Raw genomic sequence first — 4,726 nt, 5'->3', positions numbered from 1 at the left:
CTTTTGTAAATTCCGGCTCTCTTAAGAATGGTGGAAAATCCAAACAATGAAAAAAAGTAGAGAAAAGCAGAATATTTGGAGAAATTTTTGGTCATTTGATGTATCATTTTCCTGGTGTGTTTTTTTGAATATTTTTTGTTTTTTTGCGACTACAATTATATCATAAAACACACCACAACACCTTATTTTTCAAGGGTTTCAACGATTTTATCATCTGTCCAGACAGCAGTTTTTTCATAGAGAAAAACTTCATCCAAAAATCAATACATGTTTTTAAAAAACACCCAAACCGCCTAGGATATGGGTTATGTTGTTATTTTCACTTTAAAACAAGTGGGAATCTCGAGTTTTTTAATCATGTCAAAAGCACTTCGAATGAATAATGTTCAGTTTTCTGCGCAAAGTTAACTGCGATACTAGCCAAAAGACGAGACATAAAGGAGGATAAGTATTGATCCAGAGACCCAAGAGTTTCTGGCAAGACAAAAGACGAGTGATACAAGGGGAGAAACGGAGGAAAATCTGATGATTTACTTCTACACTTTTAAGTAGTACACAACCCTAATTTAAGTTCCCTGATAAGTAGTAGAGTAGTAGTCCATGTTGTGGTGTACTAAAAGATAAATCGCAATATATTGTGGAATAGCTGATTTAAAAAATCCGTCTAGAAGAGCTACCGTGACAGACGAATAGTATGGTAATTATTATTGGTTTTCTAGTATTCTTTAAGTCAGGGGAATAAAGCATAAAAATATTCAGTAGTGCAAATTAATCACTTCATAAAAATGCTTAAAGCAAATATATGTGCTAATGTGACAGCTATTATCGGTATAAGCATAGTTCATTTGAGTGTATCCGAATAGAACACGACTACTACCTTCACAAATTGATGATTTGATGAACAACAGTTCTTTCAAGTTTTTGATAATAAGAGATAACCATGACCATTCCTAATGTAAATAAACAGAACATTCTTGATGCTTTAAAGAAAATTGATCAGGAAGGTGTCCCGCCTAAAAATCAGAGTACTAAATATGACCTGGTGACGGAAGACGGAAAAAAGTATCCTGCCAAATATGTTGTTGCAATAGCTTCAAATATGGACAACTTCAATTCCCTCGAAGCAAAATCATGTCTTGAACATCTTGGTTTCGTAGTTGAGACCAATAATATCAAGTACGAGCTTACCATTACTGCCGATTCTGTTGTTTCAACGGATGAAATGTTCTCCATGGAGGATCTTGGCAGGAGAGGTGATTTGTGCAAACCTCTTAAAGCCTATTTTCAAAGTGCGGACGGAACAATAACTGACAGAAAATATATTAAGGGTGAACGCAGAAATACGAACCAGACCATGCCGCGAATAGCCTGTCAGCTGTTTGAAAAACAAATTTCCGAAATGTCCATTGAAAGCAGGGAAAGCTTCCCTGTATGTCAGTACAGCAGTTCTAGCAAACTGATTAAGGGAATATACTCAGGCGTTGAGGAATATAAAAAGAACTACGGTAACTCCCTGGAATTCTGCGTGTATCACCGTGAAGACGGCAGATACTTTGTTTTTTACTGCTGGAATATATTCTCGACAATAACCTTTGTTCAGGAATGTCTAAAACGTTTTGGAAAACCTGGTGACAAAATGGTTTTAATCTACAGGGATAAAGAAGAACGTAAAGATGAAGACATCGTCAATGCTCAGAATTCTGATGAAGACCTGAAGATTCAGGTGGATAACTTCAACAATACTTATTCCAAGATGCTCATTAAATCCCATAACATAATTTTCCGTGGAGCTCCGGGAACCGGTAAGTCATATTTAGCCAAGGAAATTGCCGCAGACATTATAAGTAACGGTTATTATGACAGTTTGGCAGACCTTTCGGATGAACAAAAAACTCAGGTTGAATTTGTTCAGTTTCATCCAAGTTACGATTATTCTGACTTCGTTGAAGGCTTGCGTCCGAAGGTTAATGATGACGGTTCAATGGGTTTTGAACTGCAGGACGGTATATTTAAAAAGTTCGTAAACCGTGCCAGAAAAAATTATGAAGATTCCCTTAAATCCCATGAAATAATTGAAAGGGAATTATCAGTTAACGAAGCCATGCAGGAATTCTTTTCAAATATTGAACTCGGCAATAATAAATTCAAAACTGTTACCGGTAATGAATTCTGCATAACCAGTGTAGACGATGTGCATATAAATATTTCCATCCCGGGTAACGAAAACGTCAAGAGAATTATTTTAAGCGTTGATAATATCCGCAAAATGCTCGAATCTGACGTTAAGTTTACTAAGGTGAAGGATTTAAGGGCATTCTTCGGTCAGAGCTTCGGTACTCAGCAGAATTCATACGAATTTGTTATCTACGAACAGATTAAGAAAAAGAGAGTTTCATCAGTCAAAGTAACCTCTTCCCAGAAAACACGTAAGAATTATGTCTTTATCATCGATGAAATAAACAGAGGCGAAATTTCCAAAATTTTCGGTGAGCTGTTTTTTGCCATCGATCCTGGGTACAGAGGAAAGAAAGGGGAAATATCCACCCAGTACGCCAACCTTCATTTGGATCCGAATGAAAAGTTTTATATTCCGGACAATGTATACATCATTGGCACCATGAATGATATCGATCGTTCCGTGGACAGTTTTGATTTTGCCATGAGAAGACGTTTCAGATTTATTGAACTCAGGGCAGATGCAAGATCAGGCATGCTTGAGGATCTTGAGGAAAACCTCAAGAATGAAGCCATTAAGAGAATGACGAATCTTAATAAAGCCATATTAACCGTAGAAGATTTAAATGAGAATTACCAGATTGGACCAGCTTATTTCTTAAAGCTGAAGGAACTGTCTTTTGACCAGTTATGGACGGACTGTCTGCAGCCTCTTCTTCAGGAATATGTTCAGGGAATGTATGGGGAAGACGCCATCATGAAAAAACTGGCACAGGCATACGGCTATATAGATGTGAAGGAGAATAAGTCTGATGAGAGTGAGAACAAGCCTGATGTGATGGAGAACAAACCGGATGCAGTCAGTCAGGATTAAGGACAATAATCGGTTACCGGAAGAACGTTTTTCAGATATCAGAACATTAACCGGTAAGATTGCCAATAAAACTCTTGAAGAACTTGAAAAGGAAGGCATTTTTGTATTTCCCGAGAATGTCGCTGATACAGAGGACATGTCCCGGGAACAGATGATTCTTCAGAAAGTCAATAACAGCTACTGTACCGGGAACATTATGGGGTTTCTGGGATGCGGTGATGAACGGCTGATTATTGAATCCCGTTTTTGCGGAGGCAGTGAGGATTATTTCTTTCAGTATCTGCTGAATAAGGTTCTGGATTGTCCCAATTTTATTAATCTGGAAACAGACACCGATAATGATAACAGGCTGTTTAATTTTCTGATATTTCTTTTTCCTCATTATCTGAAAGATGCCATGAGAAAAGGCCTGTTTAAAAAGTATGTGTGCAATAAATACAATAATGCAAACATAAGAGGCACAATTGACATTGCTCGACATATAAAGCAGAATACGCCATTTATTGGTGATGTCGCGTATAGCCAGAGAGAGTTCTCTTTTGATAACTCTCTTACCCAGCTTATTCGTCATACCGTTGAGTTTATTAAGAGTAAACCTTTTGCCAGAAATCTGCTTTCAAAGGTAAAGGATGAAGTCAATGCCTTAGTTAATGTCACTCAGAACTATGAATATTTCGACAGGCAGAATATTATTATTCAGAATAAGAAAAATACCATAAGACATGCCTACTTTCGTGAATATAGAGCTCTGCAGAGGCTGTGTCTTTTGATACTTCAGCATCAGAAGCATCAGATAGGGGCTGGTTCAAAGAACATATATGGTATCCTGTTTGACGGGGCATGGCTGTGGGAAGAATACATTTCCACATTAATCGGCGACGGGTTCCATCATCCGAAAAACAAAGAGGGCACCGGCGCTCAACGTCTGTTTCATGGAAACATTGGTCTTATTTATCCGGATTTTATCAGTAAAAATACGGAAAACAGAATCGTTGCTGATGCGAAATACAAGCCTGCACATAACATAGGTAATAAGGATTATCTGCAGGTATTGGCTTATATGTTCAGATTTGATGCCAAGTCAGGTTACTACATTTATCCTGAAACCACACTAAGCATGGATTATCAGTTTTGGATGAACAAAGGTTCAACATATGAAGGGAATGTGCATCCGAGAAACGATATTTCCGTAATCAAACACGGACTGAAAATACCATCCAATGCCAAGTGCTATGATGACTTTGTGGCAAATATAAAGGAATCTGAAAAAGAGTTTTTAACATTGATGATTACCGATATTTCTCGTAATATGAATGAATAATTATGTCAAAGGGGGAGTGAAAAGCCCTAATTACTGCAAAATGTTGGGGTGTGACATAAAATTCGTGTATTCCTGTTAAGTCTGTTAATATTAAAAACTTAATTGGAGTTATATGAATATGGCAAAAAAAGATATTAAGCGAAATCCTGCTGCTGAAAAAATTGCAGATTTAATTCTCAGTAATTATGACGTACAAAATGCTAAGGACGTTAATGAAGCCTTAAAGGACGTCTTTGGACCTATTTTTGAGAAAATGCTTAATGCCGAAATGGATGCACACCTTGGTTATGATAAGAGTTCATCCGAACCAAAAGAAACCGAGAATCGCAGAAATGGTTATGGCGAAAAGACCATTC

Annotated in this window: 3 protein-coding genes; all 3 read left to right on the top strand. The window is 37.3% G+C overall.

Annotation, left to right across the window (positions count from 1 at the left end; all coding sequences use genetic code 11):
• Positions 1 to 940 precede the first annotated feature (940 nt).
• Entirely contained in the window at positions 941 to 3,049 is a 2,109-nt protein-coding gene (locus T489_RS0112015) for an McrB family protein (RefSeq protein WP_051622119.1), read from the top strand.
• Positions 3,030 to 4,370 carry a 5-methylcytosine restriction system specificity protein McrC gene (locus T489_RS0112010; RefSeq protein ID WP_031580252.1) on the top strand — a complete coding sequence of 447 codons (1,341 nt, stop codon included), beginning with the start codon at positions 3,030 to 3,032 and terminating at the stop codon, positions 4,368 to 4,370. Before T489_RS0112015 ends, T489_RS0112010 begins: the two co-directional genes overlap by 20 nt.
• A gap of 118 nt (positions 4,371 to 4,488) precedes the next feature.
• Positions 4,489 to 4,726, top strand: a 238-nt coding sequence (locus T489_RS0112005) for a transposase (RefSeq protein WP_031580251.1), incomplete at its 3' end; no start/stop codon positions are given.

This window comes from Ruminobacter sp. RM87 (genome assembly GCF_000701925.1).
Classification (GTDB): domain Bacteria; phylum Pseudomonadota; class Gammaproteobacteria; order Enterobacterales; family Succinivibrionaceae; genus Ruminobacter; species Ruminobacter amylophilus.
This window is presented reverse-complemented; position numbering and strand designations above follow the sequence as displayed.